Source organism: Pseudoalteromonas sp. DY56-GL79, from assembly GCF_041414765.1.
Taxonomy (GTDB): domain Bacteria; phylum Pseudomonadota; class Gammaproteobacteria; order Enterobacterales; family Alteromonadaceae; genus Pseudoalteromonas; species Pseudoalteromonas piscicida.
Window position 1 is genome coordinate 83,204 of sequence record NZ_JANHZS010000016.1, and the last position, 21,435, is coordinate 104,638.

Annotated in this window: 16 protein-coding genes; 14 read left to right on the forward strand and 2 right to left on the reverse strand. The window is 44.7% G+C overall.

The features are described 5' to 3' along the window. Nucleotides 1–21: 21 nt before the first annotated feature. Nucleotides 22–912 carry a DMT family transporter gene (locus tag NO992_RS13150; RefSeq protein ID WP_371377853.1) on the reverse strand — a complete coding sequence of 297 codons (891 nt, stop codon included), beginning with the start codon at nucleotides 910–912 and terminating at the stop codon, nucleotides 22–24. A 176-nt stretch (nucleotides 913–1,088) separates the two neighbouring features. Between NO992_RS13150 and metA the strand changes: the two genes are divergently transcribed. Genes metA through metH form a run of 3 tightly spaced genes read left to right on the forward strand, consistent with a single transcriptional unit; the run spans nucleotide 1,089 to nucleotide 5,739 of the window. Next, nucleotides 1,089–2,036, forward strand: a complete 948-nt coding sequence (gene metA, locus NO992_RS13155; protein WP_371377770.1) for a homoserine O-succinyltransferase — start codon at nucleotides 1,089–1,091, stop codon at nucleotides 2,034–2,036. Next, on the forward strand, nucleotides 2,026–3,105 hold the full coding sequence (locus NO992_RS13160) for a homocysteine S-methyltransferase family protein (protein WP_371377773.1): 1,080 nt from the start codon (nucleotides 2,026–2,028) through the stop codon (nucleotides 3,103–3,105). The genes metA and NO992_RS13160 overlap by 11 nt, the downstream gene beginning before the upstream one ends. A gap of 9 nt (nucleotides 3,106–3,114) precedes the next feature. Next, nucleotides 3,115–5,739 carry a methionine synthase gene (gene metH / locus NO992_RS13165; protein WP_371377777.1) on the forward strand — a complete coding sequence of 875 codons (2,625 nt, stop codon included), beginning with the start codon at nucleotides 3,115–3,117 and terminating at the stop codon, nucleotides 5,737–5,739. Nucleotides 5,740–5,809: 70 nt separating this feature from the next. Here the strand turns inward: metH and NO992_RS13170 are convergent, their stop codons facing one another. Continuing rightward, nucleotides 5,810–5,998 (reverse strand): hypothetical protein, encoded by a 189-nt coding sequence (locus NO992_RS13170; protein ID WP_371377780.1) that lies wholly within the window; start codon nucleotides 5,996–5,998, stop codon nucleotides 5,810–5,812. Between the two features lie 223 nt (nucleotides 5,999–6,221). Between NO992_RS13170 and NO992_RS13175 the strand changes: the two genes are divergently transcribed. From NO992_RS13175 to NO992_RS13225, 11 genes are all read left to right on the forward strand, one after another. Then, nucleotides 6,222–7,106, forward strand: coding sequence for a hypothetical protein (locus NO992_RS13175; RefSeq protein WP_102056404.1), 885 nt, complete (start codon nucleotides 6,222–6,224; stop codon nucleotides 7,104–7,106). After that, complete coding sequence (locus NO992_RS13180; protein ID WP_371377783.1) at nucleotides 7,106–8,974, forward strand: diguanylate cyclase; 1,869 nt, start codon at nucleotides 7,106–7,108, stop codon at nucleotides 8,972–8,974. The genes NO992_RS13175 and NO992_RS13180 overlap by 1 nt, the downstream gene beginning before the upstream one ends. Nucleotides 8,975–9,050: 76 nt before the next feature. After that, on the forward strand, nucleotides 9,051–11,561 hold the full coding sequence (hrpB, locus tag NO992_RS13185; protein ID WP_371377786.1) for an ATP-dependent helicase HrpB: 2,511 nt from the start codon (nucleotides 9,051–9,053) through the stop codon (nucleotides 11,559–11,561). Between the two features lie 77 nt (nucleotides 11,562–11,638). Next, nucleotides 11,639–12,436, forward strand: coding sequence for an MBL fold metallo-hydrolase (locus NO992_RS13190; protein WP_371377789.1), 798 nt, complete (start codon nucleotides 11,639–11,641; stop codon nucleotides 12,434–12,436). A gap of 27 nt (nucleotides 12,437–12,463) precedes the next feature. After that, nucleotides 12,464–13,570, forward strand: a complete 1,107-nt coding sequence (locus NO992_RS13195; RefSeq protein WP_371377792.1) for a hypothetical protein — start codon at nucleotides 12,464–12,466, stop codon at nucleotides 13,568–13,570. Nucleotides 13,571–13,888: 318 nt separating this feature from the next. Further along, nucleotides 13,889–14,116 (forward strand): DUF1496 domain-containing protein, encoded by a 228-nt coding sequence (locus NO992_RS13200; protein ID WP_010369505.1) that lies wholly within the window; start codon nucleotides 13,889–13,891, stop codon nucleotides 14,114–14,116. A 324-nt stretch (nucleotides 14,117–14,440) separates the two neighbouring features. After that, nucleotides 14,441–15,634, forward strand: coding sequence for an efflux RND transporter periplasmic adaptor subunit (locus NO992_RS13205; protein WP_371377795.1), 1,194 nt, complete (start codon nucleotides 14,441–14,443; stop codon nucleotides 15,632–15,634). Between the two features lie 11 nt (nucleotides 15,635–15,645). Beyond that, nucleotides 15,646–16,368, forward strand: a complete 723-nt coding sequence (locus NO992_RS13210; protein ID WP_371377798.1) for an ABC transporter ATP-binding protein — start codon at nucleotides 15,646–15,648, stop codon at nucleotides 16,366–16,368. Beyond that, nucleotides 16,368–18,794: an ABC transporter permease gene (locus NO992_RS13215; protein WP_371377801.1), complete on the forward strand. Its 2,427-nt coding sequence runs from the start codon at nucleotides 16,368–16,370 to the stop codon at nucleotides 18,792–18,794. Before NO992_RS13210 ends, NO992_RS13215 begins: the two co-directional genes overlap by 1 nt. 40 nt (nucleotides 18,795–18,834) lie before the next feature. Continuing rightward, nucleotides 18,835–20,169, forward strand: coding sequence for a sigma-54-dependent transcriptional regulator (locus tag NO992_RS13220; RefSeq protein ID WP_371377803.1), 1,335 nt, complete (start codon nucleotides 18,835–18,837; stop codon nucleotides 20,167–20,169). Continuing rightward, complete coding sequence (locus NO992_RS13225; RefSeq protein WP_371377806.1) at nucleotides 20,162–21,433, forward strand: PAS domain-containing sensor histidine kinase; 1,272 nt, start codon at nucleotides 20,162–20,164, stop codon at nucleotides 21,431–21,433. Before NO992_RS13220 ends, NO992_RS13225 begins: the two co-directional genes overlap by 8 nt. Nucleotides 21,434–21,435: the final 2 nt, after the last annotated feature.

The following is a 21,435-nucleotide window of genomic DNA, read 5'->3' on the forward strand; positions in this document are numbered from 1 at the left end:
ACATATTAAGTGTGATATTGGCTATCCCTTTAGCAATAAAAATACTCCAGCCAAAGCAATTAGGCCTCCAAACATCATAGACTTAGTAATAGCTTCTCTGCGCAGTAGTCCAATTGTCATCACCATGAGCGGTGCCGTTGCAAAGATGGTTTGTGCGATAGCGGGATCAGTATGATTAACGGAAATCAACTGTAGCCACAGTCCAATAAAGGTGCCAAAAAACACTGCAACGAATAACCAGTTTTTACCGTCGATTTGTTTAAGTGTGAGTGCTTTAAACAGGCTTTGTGATTTCAAATAAACAACAATAAAGGCCACAAATAGGGTGCCGGATCCCAAGCGAATAAGTGCCGCCCACAAACTACTAATGCTTTCGTTATTTAGCGCACCTTTGGAAAGCACCATACCCGCAGCTTGGCAAATGGCAGCCGTGAGTGCAAAGCAGACTCCCAAGAGATAATGTTTTTTGTCTAATACTGGCTGGCTTCTACTTGGCTTAATCGCCAGCATCACACCAACGGTTGTCACTGCAATGCCGAGCCAAGCGGATGCGCTGAGATAAACATCAAGGAGCACAATGTTTAAGATCCCCGCGATGGCAGGTGCAAGACTTTCAATAACCAAAGTGCGAGCGGGACCTATATTTCTAAGTGCGGCAAAGTAGGCACTGTCACCAATCGCTATGCCCAGTACCCCACTTGCTATCAGCCAGCCCCAGCTCGAGGGTAAGGTCGGGTACATTGCATCACCTGCGATGAGCAAACACAAGATCATCAAAGCAGAAGCGATGACGCCTTTGCTGACGTTCAACTCAAATGGACTAAGGTGATGGCTAAATCGTTTATACAGTATAGTTGAGCCAGCCCATACCCCAGCCGCCGCAATCGCTGCCGCTTCGCCAATACCAATCATAAATTCAAGTTTCATGTGTTTATTAATATGGTGGCAAGTATACATAAATTGAAATAGTCAGTGAGAGGTGAGGCATTAAATTATTATCACAAATGTTTAGACGTCCATACATCTAGAGGTTGAATTTTTCCAGTTTTTGTCCATAATAATGCCATTCGATTAGTCTGGAGCAGCGCATGCCAATCACCGTCACCGACGAACTCCCAGCCATTGCCCAATTGCGTCATGAAAATGTGTTCGTGATGCCACAAAGTCGTGCATCAACTCAAGAGATCCGCCCAATGCGGCTCGCGATATTAAACTTGATGCCGAATAAGGTGGAGACTGAGGTGCAATTTATCCGATTACTGGCAAATACCCCTTTGCAGGTGAACGTTGATTTGTTGCGACTAGACACCCACCGTAGCTCTGAAAACTCAGAGCAACATCTAGATATGTTTTACCGCTATTTTTCGGATGTAAAAGAGCAAAATTATGACGCTTTGATCGTCACCGGTGCGCCGCTGGCGCATCTTGAATATGACGATGTGGTGTATTGGCAGGAATTACAGGCGTTTTTTGATTGGGCTGAGCACCATGTTACTTCAACCCTGTTCTCCTGTTGGGCCGCACATGCCGGTTTGTATCACCATTATGGGTTAAAGCGAGCACTTAAAAATGACAAACTTTGCGGCGTATTTAAGCACCACTGTTATTTTGACCACGGGGCGCTCACTCGCGGTTTTGATGATGAGTTTTTGGTGCCACACTCACGCTATGGCCATATTGATGTCGATAAAATTAACGCGTGTAAAGATCTAGTGGTATTAGCGGGTTCTGAAAAAGTGGGCGCTTACTTAATTAAAAATCACTCAGGTAGCCAAGTATATATTACCGGTCATCCTGAATACGACGCCGATACGCTACAAAAAGAATACCTTCGCGATTGTGAAAAAATGGCCAACGCACCGCAGCCTGAGAACTATTTTCCTGAGAATGACACCAGCAAACGTCCATCTAAGACATGGCAAAGCCATGCATTCTTGTTATTCTCAAACTGGTTAAACTACTATGTTTACCAAACCACACCTTATGATATTAACTTAGTTAGCCAAGATGTAAGGACTAACAATTATGCCGAATAATGTAGCCGTAAACGGTGAGCAAATAGCAGAGCAGCTTAAGCAAGCAATGCAGCAACGTATTCTGATCTTAGATGGTGCAATGGGAACCATGATCCAAAAGCACAAATTAGAAGAGCAAGACTATCGCGGTGAGCGCTTTAAAGACTGGCATGTCCTTATTAAAGGCAACAACGACTTGTTAAGTTTGACTCAGCCCGAGATAATCAAACAGATCCATCGTGATTATCTTGCAGCTGGCGCAGATATCATTGAAACCAATACGTTTAATGCCACCACAATCTCAATGGAAGATTACGACATGGCAAGCCTGAGCCGCGAAATTAATCTTGAATCGGCGAAGCTTGCACGTGCGGTATGTGATGAATTTACCGCCAAAGATCCCAGCAAGCCTCGCTATGTGGCAGGTGTACTTGGCCCAACGTCAAAAACCTGTTCGATTTCTCCAGATGTAAACGACCCTGGTTTTCGCAATATCACTTTTGACAAGTTGGTTGCAGCCTATGTCGAATCAACGCTTGCCCTTATTGAAGGCGGTGCTCACCTTATTTTGATTGAAACGATTTTTGATACGCTCAACGCCAAAGCCGCGTCTTACGGTGTAGAAGAAGCGTTCGAGCAAGCGGGCGTCACTCTGCCTGTTATGATCTCGGGCACAATTACCGACGCTTCCGGTCGCACGCTATCAGGGCAAACCACCGAGGCGTTTTATAACTCCATTCGTCATATTAAGCCAATCTCTATTGGCCTTAACTGCGCGCTAGGCCCAGATTTATTAAGACAGTATGTAGAAGAGCTGTCACGGGTTTGTGAGACCTTTACCTCTGTACATCCAAACGCAGGGCTTCCTAACGAGTTTGGTGAATACGACCTAGAAGCCGATGACATGGCAAAAGAGATTATCGATTGGGGCAATGAAGGGTTTATCAATATTGTTGGCGGCTGCTGTGGCACCACGCCCGAACATATTCGCGCCTTCGCGAGAGGCCTTGAGCAAACCCTGCCGCGTAGCTTGCCTAACATCGAAGTGCGGATGCGTTTGGCAGGTCTTGAAGCCTGTAACTTAAATTAGGAATTCACCATGACACAAACAGCAGTATTTACCAATGTCGGTGAACGTACCAATGTAACGGGATCGGCAAAATTTAAGCGCTTAATTTTAGAAGAAGATTACGAAACCGCGCTGGATGTTGCCAGAGAGCAGGTTGAAAGCGGCGCGCAAGTGATCGATATCAACATGGATGAAGCCATGTTGGACTCAAAAGCTGCGATGGTGAAGTTTCTTAATCTGATAGCGTCAGAGCCGGATATTTCTAAAGTCCCCATCATGGTCGACTCGTCTAAATGGGAAGTCATTGAAGCGGGTCTGAAATGTATTCAAGGTAAAGCCATTGTAAACTCAATCTCCTTAAAAGAGGGTGAGGCACCATTTATCCACCAAGCCAAAATCATCAAGCGCTTTGGTGCTGCTGTGGTGGTGATGGCATTTGATGAAGTTGGTCAAGCGGAAACCGCAGAACGAAAGTTTGAGATCTGTCAGCGCTCTTACAAAATCTTGGTTGACGAGCTTGGGTTTCCACCTGAAGACATTATTTTTGACCCTAATATTTTCGCGGTCGCTACGGGTATCGAAGAACACGATAACTACGCCGTAGAATTTATCGAGGGCACGCGCAGAATTAAGCAAAACCTGCCACACTGTAAAGTGTCAGGGGGTGTATCTAACGTTTCTTTCTCTTTTCGTGGTAACAACCCGGTGCGTGAAGCGATCCACTCTGTGTTTCTTTACCATGCGATTAAAGCAGGCATGGATATGGGGATCGTTAATGCCGGTCAGTTAGCCGTGTATGACGATATTCCAAAAGAGCTCCGTGATGCCGTTGAGGATGTGATCCTCAATACCGACGCCGGTGCTGGCGAACGATTGGTTGAGATCGCGCCTAAATACTCGGGCATGGCGCAAGCCGAAAAACAGGAAGATTTAGAGTGGCGTTCTTGGCCAGTTGAAAAACGCTTGGAGCACGCCTTAGTTAAAGGGATCACCGAGTTTATCGACGAGGATACCGAGGCCTGTCGGCAACAGTTTGATAAGCCAATTCAAGTGATTGAAGGGCCACTGATGGATGGTATGAACGTGGTTGGCGACTTGTTTGGCGCGGGCAAAATGTTCCTGCCTCAAGTGGTGAAATCTGCTCGAGTGATGAAGCGCGCGGTTGCCTATCTTGACCCTTACATTGAGGCTGAAAAAGAAGAAGGCTCTAGTAACGGTAAAGTGATCATGGCCACGGTTAAGGGCGATGTACACGACATTGGCAAAAACATTGTGGGCGTGGTACTGCAATGTAACAACTACGAAGTCGTGGACTTGGGTGTGATGGTGCCAGCTGAGAAAATTCTGCAAACGGCCATTGACGAAAACGCTGATGTTATTGGTCTGTCTGGCCTTATTACGCCATCCCTTGATGAAATGGTGCATGTTGCGAAAGAAATGACGCGTCGCGGCTTTGATATTCCTCTACTCATTGGTGGTGCAACCACATCGAAAGCGCATACGGCGGTTAAAATTGAACCTCAGTACGACAAAGGTGTGATTTACGTCAATAACGCCAGTCGGGCGGTTGGTGTGGTATCTAGTCTGCTAAGTAAAACCCAAAAGCCAGAGTTTTTAGCAAAAACCGCGGACGAATACGTCAAAGTACGGGAGCAGCAGGCGCGTAAAAAACCACGTTCAAAACCGGTTACTTTGGCGCGTGCGCGCGATAATGCGGTAAAACTTGATTGGCAAAGCTACACGCCACCGGTGCCAAATAAGTTGGGGATCACCGAGTTTAAAGACGTGAGCATTAAAACGCTACGCGATTATATCGACTGGACGCCATTTTTTATGACCTGGTCATTGGCCGGTAAATATCCACGTATTCTACAAGACGAAGTAGTTGGTGAAGAGGCGCAAAAACTGTTTCATGATGCCAATGCCATGTTAGATCAGTTAGAACAAGCGGGCACTTTACAGCCACTGGGTGTGATTGGATTGTTCCCTGCTAACCGCGTGGGTGATGATATTGAAATTTATACCGATGAGTCGCGCAGCGAAGTCTTGGTTACGTCATGTCAGCTGCGTCAGCAAACCGAAAAAACCGATTTTCCTAACTATTGTTTGTCGGATTATATTGCACCTAAAGGCATACCTGATTATTTCGGTGCATTTGCCGTCACTGGTGGTCTTGAAGAAGATGACTTAGCAGATGCATTTGATGCCAAGCAAGATGACTACAACAAGATCATGATTAAAGCGGTCGCAGATCGCTTAGCCGAGGCATTTGCTGAATACTTACATGAGCAAGTGCGTAAAGTGCACTGGGGATTTGCGGCGGATGAAGCGCTAAGTAACGAAGAACTTATCCGTGAAAACTATCAAGGGATCCGTCCAGCGCCAGGGTATCCAGCGTGCCCTGAACACACCGAGAAACAAAAAATTTGGCAGTTGTTAGATGTCGAAAACCGTATCGGTATGAAGCTGACTAGCTCATACGCCATGTGGCCGGGAGCAGCGGTGTCGGGTTGGTATTTCTCGCATCCAGATTCTAAGTACTTTGCTGTTGCGAGTATTCAAAGAGATCAAGTAGAAGACTATGCTGCGCGTCAAGCTATGTCGCTAGAAGAAGCGGAGCGTTGGCTTGGTCCTAATATAGGGTATGAACCTTAAGCAAATTTGTACTTAACTAAGACGGCCTTTACACGCAAGGCCGCTTTCGATTGTAGCTAAGCTTTCTTCATTACATGGTACAACCTATGGCTGTATGACAGCCTCCCTTATTTTCACAAGATGCGTGATGTTTGCTTGGTACAGGATCTTCCCAGATAGATCCGTTTGCACCATTCACTAGAGGTGTCATTTTATTATCTAGGCGGTTAGAAGTTGCAAGTTGTTTAATTGATTTTTTATTTAATTTTATGTTTAACATTTTAATTTCCTTTTGCTTTGTTGTTAATTTAGAAGCTAAATGTTTTTTTCATTTACGTCAAGCGTAATTTTGTTCCTTAAATTCGGGCTCAAGTTTGGCTACTTACCTGTGTGCTAGCAGTAAATCCAAATTCATTAGAATATGTTGTTTAGTAGTTAACAGAGCGCGCTAAATTCAAGTATACTGAATTGAATAACTGTTAATAATAAGGCTTTACTCAACAATGAAGATGAAGTGGCTGTTTTCACTCCTTTTTATTTCCAATCTCTGTTGGGGGAGCAATCAGCTGGTTGTTGACATTATCAGTAGCGAAAATTTCAGTCAGCGTTATGAGCACTTTCTTGCTGGTCGTGACGTTTTAGACGTTGATTCTTTTTTTCCAACCACCAAAGGTTCGCATATTGAAATCATCGAAATGGTGTTACTACAGCAGGCCTTGTTTCTTGGTGGTGAGACGCGCAAAGTTGTATTTAATCCAAAACCTTCGGTGAATATTTTAGAGTTTTCCGATCTGATCGCTGGGGAAAGTTTAATCCTTGCTCGCAGTGTTTGGCATGAAAATATCGTGGACTATCGCGGCTCATTATTTATCTCAGATCCGCTTGTTGAAGTAGGAGATTACGAAGCTGGGCTTTACGTCACCAAGCGTAATGTCGCACTGCAGCAAACGCCGCTTTCACAGCTTCGGCAGCTGAACGTGGTATCTAACCCGCAATGGGAAGTGGATTGGCGTGCGTTGATGAATACAGACTTACACATGGTGAGCTTTATTGGCCCGTGGGAAACCATGTTGGCAATGGTAGAAAGCGATGTCGTCGACACTATGTTGATTAATTTTAGCGTGAGTGATTCTTTAACTCTAAATTTTGAAGGTAAAGAATATGTCCCAATCGAAAATATTAAGGTTGTCTTGCCAGACTCTCGGCATTTTGTTGTCAGTAAAAACCATCCTGAAGGCGTGCAAATATTTGCGGCACTCAATCGAGGGTTAAAAATACTTAAACGACGAGGCGTGATCAAACGGGCGTTGACAGAATCTGGTTTTATCAACAAAAAAGTGGCGAATTGGCAAGTGGCTAACGCTGAAATGCTGGTGGGGGGGGACTAATGCAGCCAGCTGTGGTATCGCTTTGCATATTGGTAAGTGCGCTAATTACATTTTGTGGTTTTGCTTACGAATCATCGGAACAAATACAGCGCAATTTAAATGCGCTACAAATGTCGGCTGAACAAGATTATGACTTGTCTTTATTACCGGATATCAGAGCGCTGCGAGAACAAGCGCGTGCACAAGGTAATAAGCCGCTGCAAATCAAAGCATTACTGTTAGAAGGTAGTATAGTTCAGCATTTTGGTGATTTTGAAGATGGTCTGGACTTGCACCAACAAGCGTTGCAGTTGGCCGAAGCCGATAACAATACGTTTTTAAAGGCAAACACCTATCTCGCCATCGCTCACCTTGATATTGACTTAGAGAGCTATGAATTAGCGCAGCGCTATTTGGATAAGGCCTCATTGCTGGCTGAGCAAATTGATGATAATGCTCAGATAAAAGCCGATATCAGTTTATGGCAGTCGCGCTTGAATATGGATAAGGGCGCTTATCGTTTAGCGCTCAAGTCTTCTTTTGTACCAGAGATTTCAGGTATTCGACAGGAGACACTAGCGCAGTTAAAGCTGACGCGTTCTTGGGCTCATTTACAGCTTGGTGAATATTTACCAGCCAAGCAAATTCTGGATGAGTTAGACAATGCGGGTTATTTGGTTCAAAACCAAAGAATGCGGATTATGGCAGCGGTGCAGCGTGCCAGAGTCGCTTTACAAAGTGGTGATTTTGCAACTTCAATTGATTTAGCTCAGGCAGGGCTGAGAGATACACTCGGCACACGTTTTTTACTTTTTCAATCTCAGTTGCAGTGGATACTGGCCTCAGCTTATGCTCAGCTCGGAGATTATCAGCAAGCGCATCGTTATTTAAAACGCTATGCCGTTACGGAGCAGTCACTGAATTTGCAAAAGCGTAATAACAAACTGCTTAAGCTAGAAGCGCAATATTCTCTTGCGCAACAAAAGCAGGCACTGAACGAGCTTGAACGAGACAATGCCCAGCAAGCAAAGCAGATTATGGCGCATCAGCAACAGATAGAAAACGCAAGATTAAGCCAGCAACGTTGGTTATTGATAGCCTTGCTGGTGTTTACTTTAGTGCTGGTTTTTTATTGGCGCTGGCAAAATCGCCGTTACACCAAGCTGTTAGAAAGTCAGGTTGCGCAACGGACCGAGGAACTGGCGGAGCGAAACAAACGTTTGCAAACCCTCAGTTTCACCGATAGCTTGACCGGGCTGAGTAATCGGCACCACTTTTTTAGCGTCATTGATGGCACCATTGAAGTGTACAGGAAAAAGTGGCAAATTCCGCAAACGCAACAGAATGCCGATTTAATTTTTGTGATTATTGATATCGATCACTTTAAAAATATTAATGACAGTTTTGGCCATGCCGCAGGAGATATCGTGTTGCAAGACTTTGCTGACATCCTCAAGCAATGTACTCGAGAGTCAGATATTTTAGTACGCTGGGGTGGGGAAGAGTTTTTGCTAGTGATGCCAGATATAGACAGAGCGGCTGCGCACGAAGTGACAGAGCGGATCCGTCGCCAAGTGGAGAGCTATCCGTTTGTGGTGAACGATCAAACTATCAACTGTACTTGTTCAATTGGTTTTGCTCCATTCCCGTTTGATCCAACGCAACCAGACAAGCTTAGCTGGGAGCACGTGTTGGAGTTAGCCGACGGAGGTTTATATCTAGCGAAGGAATCTCATCGTAATGCTTGGGTTGGCGTGCACACTGGAGACGAGGAAGTGCAAAGTCCGGCAGAGCACATGGTGCAAAATTTACGCTCATACTTACAAGCTGGCAAATTAAAAACGTGGTCAAATCTATCCGATCTTATTTATGCTTGTAATACTCGATAAGTGAATTCGGCTGTTTGGAGACATCCAGTTTAGGTGTATCATATTGAGCAAGATAGAATAATAAAGCGTTATAGTTTTGCTGCCGATTGAAGCCTTCATCCCCGAGATTATTTCCACCTTAACCAATGATAACCGTTTGGTATTACAGGCCGAACCCGGCGCAGGTAAATCGACCTTAGTGCCGCTGCGTTTACTGCAAGCTGATATTTTTTCGGGTAAAAAAATAATTATGCTTGAGCCACGTCGTGTGGCAGCAAAATCTATTGCGACCTATTTAGCCAAACAACTGGGAGAATCGGTCGGCGAGCGAGTCGGCTATCAAATTCGAAACGAGCAACGTGTTTCATCCAACACCCGCTTGGAAATCGTCACCGAAGGCGTGTTGACTCGCCGTCTCCAAGCGGATCCTGAACTCAGTGATGTTGCACTTATTATCTTCGATGAATTTCATGAGCGTTCGATTCATGCGGATTTAGCTTTAATGCTCGCGTTTGAAGTGCAACAAGCATATCGTGACGACCTCAAATTACTAGTGATGTCTGCAACGATAGACACTGAGCTATTATCGAATTATCTGGATGGCGCACCAAGGTTATCTTGCCCTGGTAAAACTTATCCAGTTGAAATTGAATATGTCGGTAAAGCGAGTCGTTACTTGGCAGATCATGTGTTAAGTGCGCTGCGCCATGCTTTCACTCTACAAAGCGATGGCGATGTATTGGTATTTCTCCCCGGGCAGGCTGATATTCAGCGCTGTATTGAGGCGTGCCAAGTGCTTGAACAAAGTAATATTGAGCTTCTGCCTTTGTACGGCGGATTACCCTTATCTGAACAAGAAAAGGTGCTCAGTAAAAGCGCCAGCGCATCAAGACGTATTATTTTTGCGACCAATATTGCTGAAACCAGTTTGACTATAGCCGGGATCACTATGGTTATAGATTCTGGCCTTGAAAAACGCTTAACCTATGACGTTAAAAGCGGTCTTTCGCGGCTCGATACTGTGATGATCTCAAAGGCATCAGCAACACAACGTGCAGGGCGTGCGGGTCGTTTACAAGCGGGCCATTGTTTACGTCTTTGGCGCGAAAGTGAGCATAATAATTTAAGTGACTTTCAGCCAGAAGAAATAACCACCACTGACCTTTCTGACTTGGCGTTAGAGCTAAGCGCGTGGGGAGTGACACAATACAAGGACGCGAATTGGCTAACACCGCCACCGATGCAACATTTTTCGGTGGCCTGTCAATTGAATCAGTCGCTTGGCTTGGTAGATGCGCATAATAAAGTGTTAACTGCTGGGCAACGTGCACTACAACTAGGTGTTTCGCCTCGTCTTGCCAGCATGCTGCTGCGATGTGAGACGCCCATTGCGCAACAACTAGCTTGTTTTTTGGCGGCAATATTGAGCGAGCGCGATATTGTAGTACAAGCCAACACAAGCGATATATGTGAGCGAGTATTGGCGTTGATTGAGTTTGTGCAAGACCGTACCCGTGCCGCCAAAGCATATCGCTTGCACAGAGCTGCCGCAGAGCAGGCCGTAAAATTGGCCAAATCATTTGCACACAAACTGGGAATTAGTCTCAAGAGTGAAGCATTCACCCTTGTAGATATTCAAACCTTAGTGCCCACTTTATTGCTCCATGCCTTTCCTGACAGAGCTGCGCAAAAACGTCCTTTAGGGGACAACCGCTACTTGCTTGCGAATGGTCGGGGGGTGACATTACGTGACGGCGATCCGCTGCAAGGTCAGGCCTATTTGATTGTTTGTGATGTGGATGGCAAAAATAAGGATGGCTTGGTATTTCTGAGCTGCGCAATCGAAAAGGGCACATTACTTGAGCAACTGGCGCCATATTTGAGTGAGGTGGTGCAGTATCAACTGGATAGTAAAAAAGAGGCGATTCAGGGCCGGCAACAAGTTAAATATCATGCTCTGGTATTAAAAGAGCAAAACCTGAGTCAGATCCCCAAAGAAGCGTTTGCCCAATGTGTGAAGGATATTCTCACATCGGAAGGGCTTGGTTTGCTCAATTGGTCGGTAAAAAGTCACGCTTGGCTCGCTCGAGCTAAATGGTTAAGTGAGCACTTGAATACCTTCCCACAGATATCTGAGTCAAGTTTGATAGCGCAGCTTGATACTTGGTTATTGCCCTATTTGACGGGCGTAAACACTCTCAGACAACTGAAGCAACTGGATATTTTTAACCTGCTTCAAGCGACACTCACTTGGGAGCAGCAACAGCAACTCGAGGCGCAAGCACCTGAGTTTTACACTACGCCAAGCGATAAGCGAGTCGCGATCCGCTACGATGAGCACCAAGGGCCAACCGTTTCTGTGGTGTTACAAGAAATGTTTGGTCAATTGACGTCGCCAACGCTCGCCAACGGCCAAGTCGCAGTGCGATTTGAGCTGCTATCTCCAGCGAAAAGGCCAATCCAAACCACCAGTGATTTAAGCAACTTTTGGCAAACTTCTTATTTTGAGGTGGCCAAAGAAATGCGTGGTCGATATCCAAAACACCGATGGCCAGATAAACCGCTTGAGGAAAAGCCTGGCCGCTCCATCAAACCGAGAGGAAAATAGGCTGGTGGAGCAATAGGCTTGTAAAGAAGTCATAATGGCTATAACGTGAGCAATCTAATAATATAAAGGAGTGTGAAATGCGGTCTATTATGGCGTTCATTTTATTGGGCTTATTTGTTGCTCAGCCAACTTATAGCGGTGAGTTTGAAGTGCTTTATCAATCTGACACAGCAAAAGTCGTCAGAGATAAAAGTTATGGCACAAACATTGGGATCTTTGCAACGAAAAGGGGAGTGGTGATCATTGACCCTACAACTGAAGATGCGGATTTGCCAAAGCTCAATGATTTGATACAGAATAGCTTTCAGACCGAGAAAAAATACCTGCTAAATACGCATAGCCATTCGGATCACACAGGTGGTAATGCTTTTTTCCAACAGCAAGGTTTTACACTTATTGAGGGCCCGCAAGGGTTAAAGGAGCTTGGGGTGATAAAGCATACTCAAGCCGTTTCACATACCGCCAATGACAACATCCTCTATCATCCTACAAGCAATATTTTGTTTACCGGAGACATTTACACCACAAACTGGCATCCAACATTTTATGCCGGGGGCTTAACGGGTTTTAATAAAGCGGTCGATTTGATTTTGTCGATTGGCGATCAAAATACGTTGATAGTGCCAGGTCATGGCAAACCTACATCGAAAAGAGAACTCGAACAACATAGAATTCAAACATTCGCTTGGGTTGAGCGGGTTAAAATTTTGAATCAGGCGGGTAAGTCGGTTGAGCAAATAAAGAACGATGCTAAGATCAAGCGCTTATTAGCGCAGTTTAATCTTGAAGGGCGACAACCTTTTCTTCCAGAGCGGGCGCTTACCCGTTTTATTGAGCGCACTATTACCGTGTTAGGGCAAGCGAATAAAGCTTAATAAAACTGCTAAAAGGCTGAGGCTGATATGCAAACAAAAAGTGGAAAAATAGCGTTATATTTTCTGTTAGCCATCCTTGTGGTAATAAGTTGGTTGCCAGAGTTTAATACCGCCATGATGGCCTTTATTGATGATGCGCTACTGCAGTCTTCGCTTGTCTATGCTTCAGCACGTACGGTAAATGGCGCTATTTCTTTGCTGCAATCTGCCGAGGTTGGGATTGGTGTTGCAAGCATTCAGCCTGCGCAGCTACTCGATCCTATCAATGATTTAGCCGAATACATTTCTGATGTGATGCAACTAGCCATTGGCTCTTTGTTTATACAACGTATTCTCTACACTATTTCCACTCATATTTTATTCAGTGTTGCTTTTACCGTCACCGTAATTGGGTATTTCGTGTGTTGCTATCTAGGACTTTGGCAAACGGTAAGGACTAAAATATTAGCCACGATGCTACTGATCCGTTTTGTGGTTCCGTTTGTAATTCTATCGACGGGTCTCACTAGTCAACTGTTACTGGACCAAGAAATAAATAAACAAAGTGAAGTGGTGTCGAGCAGTGTTGACCTCTTTCAATCTCAAGCTACAAAGACCAGCACACAAAGTGTAAAAATAAAGGCTCAAATCGCCAGTCAAAAGCAAAGCCATAGTGAGCAAATAGCGCTATTGACGAAACAACAGATCCGTCTTCATGGTGAAGCGACCGAGCTACATGCTGAAATTACCGCGTTGGAAGGTGATATTGAAGCGGTTCAAGCGAACCGAAGTTTATCCGAGTGGCTAACATTTACCAAAAGTGAAGAGGCAAAACCATTGATTGAAAAGCAGCAGCGATTGGCCAGCGATAAAACAAAACTCGACACTCAAATAGCGCTTATCAATAGAGAGAAAGATCAACATCAACACGCAATCGAAAAGCTCAATGAGCAGCTTCACGGTAGCAATGAGGGGACGCTAAGCCGAGCAATTAAAGCGGTTTCTAGTGGTATTAGCGATATGCTCGATGCTGCTGAGTCACTTTTTATAGACTTCTTAAACGTGGTATCGCTTTTGGTACTGAAGTTAGTATTGATGCCGCTGTTATTTTTCTATTTGGCGAGTAAAACCTTTAAAGCAATTTGGCGATTATAGTATTAGAGTCTAAGAATACCTCCACGTATATAGACATAAAATATAGTTCAATAGGGCCAGTGCTAATATGATTAGCATCATACTTACAGACTTCTATAGAGTTTTAGAATTCGGTGGTCGGTGTTAAATAATTGACATTGGAATTGAAATAGGTACGATTTAAAATTAGTCAGTTTTTATTGCTTTTAAGTTGTTTTAGGTAATTTCTGAGCAGGTTGAAATGTAATAAGAGCTTGGCTGTTGCGGTTGATATACCCGTCTTAACATGTAAATGAAACACCCCATAGGCTTTGTGGGCTGAATAAAAAGGAAATTAAAATGATAAAATATATTTTTTCAGTTTTGCTATTAGCACCTGTTTTTTCAATTGCTGCTGAAGCGAATAATGTTGAAGTAAATAACAAACAAGCAAAAACTTACGACTCAACAAAGTTTTGCTACTACGCAGATAAACAATTCTCTGAAGGCGCAAAACACTATATCGGCGATGTCGTGCAGCGTTGTGTTAGACGCGGGGACAATATCTTGATCTGGAAGACACTCTAGTTTGCTGTAAACTTCGCGACCTATCATAGGTGCGCAGCTTACATCGGTTGTACACCTCTAACTATGATCAAGTTAAAGCGTAACTAAGAGTTACTTTCTAGACTTCCAATTCATTATTTACTTCAAAAATTCCCAGAAAAGCTCTGTCACAGTCCCACTGTTGGGAAAGAAACACAAACAAAAAATTAAAAAATACAATAAATCAATAGGTTAACTTTGGCATAGATGTCGCTTTTACGTATAAAAAATTAATACAGTGAAGCGATGGATATTAAAACGACTCTGACAAAACCACCTGTCAAGGCTTTTAGGTGGCGATTAATTGTGACTGTCACCCTAATTATACTCTTTGGTATGTTGTTCTTACCGGACAGGCATCAGTTAGATGTTGAAACACTCAAGTTTGCCTCTATTCAATCCGGGACAATAGAATTTAGTGTTAAAGGCTATGGCCGATTACGCTCAAAGATCAGTAGAGAGATCACAACTGCATTTGCAGCGCAAGTTGAAACCGTACTGCATCTTCCTGGCAGCAGGGTAGAGCCAGACACCGTTATTCTACAGTTAACCAATCCTGAGTTAACTCAGCAACTCCACCGAGAAAGACTGGTACTCGCTAGGCAAAAAGCCAATGTTGAAGCATTAAGGCTAAGCCAAGAAAGTGAGCGATTAGTATTAAAAGGACAAAATACCCTACTCAGCAGTGAGCTTGAAAATGCCAAATTGCGAGAGCAGGCTGAGCGCCAATTAGTCACTCAAGGCATAGTTTCAAGCTTAGATCATCAGCGCTCAATCTTAACGGTCGCCCAGTTAAGCGAGCGAGTAAAACTTGCTCAGCAGCAACTTAGCCAAACCAGTGCTTTACACAAGCAAAGAATTGAGATTGAGCTAGAGCTATTAAAAGAATATGAGCTGAGCTATCAGGTCGCGCTTCAGGCGGTGGAGCAATTACAAGTTACAGCGGGGATCAGCGGCATGTTGCAGCAAGTACATGTCAGTCAAGGTCAAGCAATTACACGCGGACAGGCGCTAGCCGTGGTGGGCAGTGAGCGAACTTTGGTAGCCGACTTACTGGTGCCAGAGCGAGAAGCAAGCGAGATTATCTTAGGTCAACGAGCGCTAATAGACACCTTTGTTGGTCAGGTTGAGGCAAAGGTTAGCCGCATTGTACCCATCGTACAAGACGGGCGTATTGCGATAGAACTGACATTACTTGGAGAGCTGCCAAGCAATGCTCGCCCACTTTTGACTGTTGAAGGGCAAATTTTTACAGCAAAAAAGACCGCCGCACTTTCACTGATTAAGCCACCGCGTGTAACTCCACAATCTCATAGTCAATTATTCGTTTTAGATAAACAAAACAACATGCTTATCAAAAAAAGTTTTAAGTTTGGTAAACTAGCCGGCAATGCCATAGAAGTACTTGAAGGCGGTTTATCCGGTGAGCAAGTGGTGGTGTCAGAAATGTCTGACTACCAGCACCTAGAAAAAATAACAATTAAATCACTCAATCGGTAAAGGAAGAACAAATGGACAAGACAATTTTGGCATTACATCAAGTGAGCAAAGTGTTCTTTGGCGAGGATGTTGAAACTCACGCCATTAGCAACATTAACCTTGAAATTGAAAGGGGCGATTACGTTGCGATAACTGGTCCGTCAGGATCGGGAAAATCCACTCTATTGAGCATTCTTGGACTATTAGATGACATCACTTCGGGCAGCTATCGCATCCAAGATATAGAAACCAGTACGCTAGACGCAGACACGCAAGCAGAGCTCCGTAATTTGCATATCGGTTTTGTCTTTCAGTCATTTAATCTACTCGATGGGTTAACGGTATTTGATAATGTGGCTTTACCGCTTCAATATCGTGAGCCTGCGCTTGCGACTGACGAAATTGAGCGCCGTGTGATGGGCGCACTTAAGCAAGTTGAAATGTCCCACCGAGCAAAACATAAACCAAACCAACTATCTGGTGGACAGCAGCAGCGAGTGGCTATTGCGCGTGCGCTTGCAGGCGAGCCAAGTATCTTATTAGTTGATGAACCAACTGGAAACCTCGATTCTAAAAATGGTGATGCGGTAATGGCCTTGCTGGGGGAGTTAAACAGACAAGGCACAACCATTTGCATGGTGACGCACGATATTCGCTATGCAGGTTATGCCAAGCGACAAATTCAGCTTTTAGATGGGGTACAGGTTTCATCAAGCGTTGCAAAACGTGATATTTGTGCTGCGGAGGTGGTGTAATGGGGTTTTTGCAATTTCGGCGTCAACTAGGGCTGGCAATTAAAAGTTTGCTTCAGGTGCCGAATTTTTGTATCACATTAGTACTGACGTTGGCACTCGCGTTAAGCTGTTTTTTTGTCGCATTGAGTCTATTTAGTGGCTTTTTTATTAAGCCGCTTGAGATTGAAGATGAATCAAGATTTGTGGTAGTAGAACAAAAAAACGTATACCAAGATAGGATGTCTGAAGGGCTGCAAAGCTTTCAAAATATGCTGAACTGGTATCAGAGTCCCTCCATGTATGAAAAGCGAGCTTTGATCAGTAGCTTTTCCGATGTGGTTGAAAATCTAGCTGGCAGGCCAAAGCTTACGCTGACTTTTGCAAGTTCGGATTATTTTAGTATGGTGAAAATGCCGCTAGCACTGGGGCGATACCTAACGCCGACGAAAAGCATTAGCCAGAAAAATCCAGAGGTCATTATTTCCTATAAACTTTGGCAACAATACTTCGATGGTGATGACAAGGTGCTTGGGGAGAGTCTGCGGATTGTTGGCAGACTGTACACTATTGTCGGTGTTGCTGCACGTACGCATGTTGATCCTTACTTTTTAAGTGAAGGAAATGGGGCGCTGTGGCTTAGTTTTTCAGAAGACGAGCGATTTTTTGGTGATCAGCGCGGCGAATATCATCCGTGGAGTAGCAGACTAAATAACTTGAAGTTACTGGCGATATTACCAGCCAGTAGTGATCAGGATATCCTCGCAGAGCAGCTATATCAAACTGTTAAACTGTACCAAAGCGAATGGAAATCGGCTGACGAAGCGTTACTTGATATTGAACCTATAGTACGTTCCTACCGTGACGTAGAACTGGCGGGACATGACAAGCTTGCCATTATCGTATTGTTGAGTGTGTCATGCTTGGTACTCATCGCAATTTTTAATGTAAGTAATTTGTTTATCTCTCGAGCTCACACCATCCAGCAGCAACTGGCCTTACAAGCTATGCTCGGTGCAAAGCGTAAGCTGTTGTTTCGTGGAATCTTACTAGAAGCGCTGTTATTGGTGTCAAGCGCTGTGCTGGTGGGGTTATTTATCGCCGCGTGGGAGCTGAGGTTAGTTAAATCGCTCACCAGTGGTTATTTGCCGCTGATTGACACTTTAAGCTTAGATACCACGGTGCTGCTCAGTGCTATCCTAACCGTACTGTTATTAGCTTTATTGTTTGCGTTTGTCACCTCACGCATGATTGATTTTAGCCAACTTAAGCAAAGCATGCAGTCGTCAGGTAAGGGTAGCGTAAAAGCGGTACGCACAACGACGACAAAAACACTGGTTGCGGTACAGCTGTTTTTTACCACTGTGCTGGTGCTTGGGGCGACCTTAGTGCTATGTAAAAGCGCCGATACCTTGCTTAGACCGCTCGGAACAAAGTTGGACAATATGTATAGCGTGATGCTGCATATTCCCGCAGATCCCACTCCATTTCCCGCGCGTTACGCCAATATTGAAGGATTCAAACTCGCGTTGGCTAACATTCAGGGCGTGTTAGGCGTCGCCCATGGAGAAAGTCCATTACAAAGCGATGTCCCTGTGGTTGCTATGCAGGATATGGCGGGTGAATGGACACCGAGCATGGTTAGAGGTAACGTTGGGGCGGATTATTTTGCATTAACTGGGCTTGAACTCGTTGCAGGACGCACGTTTAGCGAGGCTGCAATTCGAGGCGAAAAGGAAGAGGCTATTGTCTCTTCAGCCGCGGCACAGGCGTTAAAACCGGGCGGTGATGTGATTGGTGAAACGTATTTTATTTTTAACCCAGATGTACCTGCTGAAATCGTAGGCATTTCAAAAAACTTCAACCATCCTAAACGTCATCATGAGCTTCAAGGTAAAGCGGTTTGGCTACCTGCGCTGCCTTTGGGTTATCCATTTATGATAGAAATGGAGACGGGAGCATCACTTACTCGCGCTCAGATCCAAAATGCCATCAGCACCGTGAATGGTCAGGCGGGAATATGGCGTTTTTCAAACTTAACAAAGACATATCAAAGCATTACCTATTTGGAGCGTTTGACTTTATTGCTAAGCTTTGCGCTTTGTGGTTTTTGTTTATTGTTATCTGGGGTGGGCATATATGGCGTGCTTAACTATAGCTTTCAACAAAGACGCTACGAGTTTGGGATGCGAATGGCACTTGGTGCCAAAAGACACCGCTTATATCGGTTGTTATTGTCAGATACCATCGCGCCGATGCTAGTGGCGATGTTGGCTGCCATTATGGTTGTTGCGGGATTTTATATGAGTGTTTCGTCAGATTGGTTGTTGGCAAAATCTAGCTGGTTGTTTGTAGTGATTGTTACCATGTTGGCTTTTGCGTTAGCCACGGCGATTTACCCAATGAGACAGTTAATAAACTCGACACCAATGCGAGCATTAAAACATTAAAGTTTGGGCGTAAGCCCAAACAGAATATAAGTAGGAAGTGATGACGCCAGTTTTAATCATCGACGACAACCCTGACGTGCGAATGTCAGCCACCATAGTGCTACAAAGTCATGGTTTTATGAGCCTTGAAGCTGCACACCCTGATGAAGCTAAAGCTATTCTATCGCAGCAGCCCGTTGCGCTTATTTTGCTTGATATGAACTTCAATAGAGATACCACCTCAGGAAAAGAAGGGCTGCAATTTCTTAGTTGGCTGAGACAAGCGCAAATGAGTGTGCCCGTAGTTGTTATTACTGCGTGGGCCAAGGTTGAACTTGCGGTCCAAGCAATGCAGTTGGGCGCATGTGACCTCATTGAAAAACCTTGGCAAAACCAGCGACTGCTGAACACCGTTAGACGCTACACCAAAAGTGCTGAAGCGCTATCGTCATCACATGAACCACACACAGACAATAACGCAACCACTCAGTTATTTCAGCAAGCTCAGCGCGTTGCAAAAACCAATGCCAACGTACTTATTTTGGGAGAAAATGGCTGCGGAAAAAGTCAGTTGGCTAAATATATTCATGATAATAGCGGTCGCTCTGAGCACGCTTTTGTGAGCGTGAATATGGCCGCTATTCCAACGGAATTATTTGAAAGTGAGTTATTTGGCCATCGCAAAGGCGCATTTACCGATGCAAAAGCAAACCGCACTGGACGGTTTGAAATGGCTGAAAATGGCACTTTGTTTTTAGATGAAATCGGCAGTTTGCCGTTGTCACTTCAGGGCAAGCTATTACGCGTGCTCGAAACGGGTGAATATGAAGTCGTGGGAGATTCTGAAACACGCCGCAGTAACGCGCGGATTGTTTCTGCCACTAATACGGATTTGTCAGAAGCGATTAACGCAGGGCAGTTTCGTCAGGACTTACTTTATCGCTTAAATACGGTGGTGCTAAAGGTACCGCCACTCAGAGCGAGATTAGCAGAGCTGCCAAACTTAGCTGCCCATTTTTTAACGAAACACACTAGGTGCCATGGTAATGATACCGGACGGGAGCGCACGCTAACTGCTGCGGCGCTAGACAAATTATTAAGTTACAGCTGGCCTGGCAATATTCGTGAGCTATCTCATGTCATTGAACGAGCAGTGATCTTAGGACTTCAGCCTGAGATAACTGCGGATGATATTGAGCTTGAGGAAGGTGTACCAGAGCAAGAGATCCCACTTTTGAGCCTTGAAGAAGCCGAAAAACGCATGATTGCAAGAGCGATCCGCCATTTCGATGGCAATGTAGTGGCCGCTGGAGAGTTTTTGGGCTTGAGTAAATCTGCAATTTATCGACGCCTAGAAAAGCATGATATTAGCCCAAAGGCAGAGCTTGATGGCTAAGCTGGCATCACTTGAGCACAAGTTACTGGTGGGCTTTGCGATACCTATAATTACACTTGCTATGCTCGCGCTTGGGATGATCTACTATTTTGAGCTTACGCTGTTAAGTGCAATCACTTTGTTGCTCGGTGTGCTGATCCCCTCTGTATTCGCACTGAGTTACGGCTATCGGGCAGTAATGCAGGTGCTTGAAAATTTGGCTGTCCAGTTGGACGGTGTGACCAACGAAGAGTTTGGTGTATGGCAGTTAGCGCAATACCGCAAGGGCCGGGTTGAATTGCTCAAGGCCGAGCTCAAAGAAGCTGCCACGCGATTACAGCAAAAGCGTCAAGAATATGGTCAGAATGAAGCTTTTGTATTTAATTTTATTAGCGAACTCACCCTGCCAATTGTGCTACTTGATGCGCATCATCATGTATATTTTGCCAATCATGCCATGAACACAGTGTATCCAGAGCAGGTGTTACATGGTGCACATGCTAAAGCTCTGGCGCTTCAGTATGTAGATGAGCAATGGCAGCATACGAAGCACATCTCTCGATTTAGCATTGCGGCTCATAAACTATATCGGGGGCAGCGAGCCTATCAATTATTGGTGTTTTTCTCGGTGGAGCAAGCGCTGCGAGATAATGAAAAGCAGGTATGGCAAAAGCTACTATCGGTGCTTAACCATGAAGTGCGAAACGCCTTAACTCCGGTCTACTCAATGGCGCAATCCCTACAACAAGATGGCAATATCATTTCACCTGAGATGCAGCAAACTATGCTCGGGGTAATAGAAAGTCGTGCCGCACATTTACAGCAATTTGTTGCAAACTACGCACAAGTAGCGCAGCTTCCACCCGTTGATATGCAAAGCATTGAGGTAGAGTTGCTGGTATCGCGCTGGCAAGCTTTATTTCCCGGTGTTGAGATAAAGGCGCTTAATAAGGGCTTGGTTTATTGTGATGAAGATCAGCTAACGCAGGCTATGATCAACCTTGTCAATAATGCTGAGCAAGCAAATCAATCTGCGGGGAATGATGGCATAACGCTAACCCTAGATAAACCAAAAAATTGGCGCTTTACCCTAGCAGATAACGGCGCTGGTATCGCCAATCCAGATAACCTTTTCGTACCATTTTATTCCACTAAACCAAATGGCTCAGGTATCGGCTTGGTGTTGAGCAGGGAGCTTATTCGTATTCAGCAAGGGGAGTTGCATTTAGCGAATTTACCGGACAATAAAGGGGCTCAAGCTGTGATTACTTTGCTTTCGCGCTAATA